Origin of the sequence: Bacillus pretiosus (assembly GCF_051294775.1) — a bacterium.
Taxonomy (GTDB): Bacteria; Bacillota; Bacilli; order Bacillales; family Bacillaceae_G; genus Bacillus_A; species Bacillus_A wiedmannii.
Map to the genome: position 1 here is coordinate 1 of NZ_JBPPHF010000491.1, position 286 is coordinate 286.

Below are 286 nucleotides of genomic sequence, written 5' to 3' on the forward strand. Positions count from 1 at the left end.
CCCTTCCCTTGATAACTCTGAACTGCCTCATACACCTTATCCTCATGAACTACTCTATCTCCTGCTTTATACGCTTTACGCGCATCCCATTGTCCATAAGAGTTTTCTTGTCCATTTGTTGTAACTGTGATGGCATCACTTTTCATTGATTCATTACCTGATGTATCGACAGCAGATACTACATACTTATATGCTGTATTCGCTTGCAAATCTTTGTCCATAAATGAAGTTGTAGTAGCAGTAGCTATTTCTTTCATGGCCCCTCCAACTTCTTTGTATACTATAT

Annotated in this window: 1 protein-coding gene; it reads right to left on the reverse strand. The window is 38.8% G+C overall.

The features are described 5' to 3' along the window. Nucleotides 1–286 (reverse strand): carbohydrate-binding protein (locus tag ACSG5Z_RS31870; protein ID WP_435712950.1); only part of this gene is annotated, 286 nt, incomplete at both ends.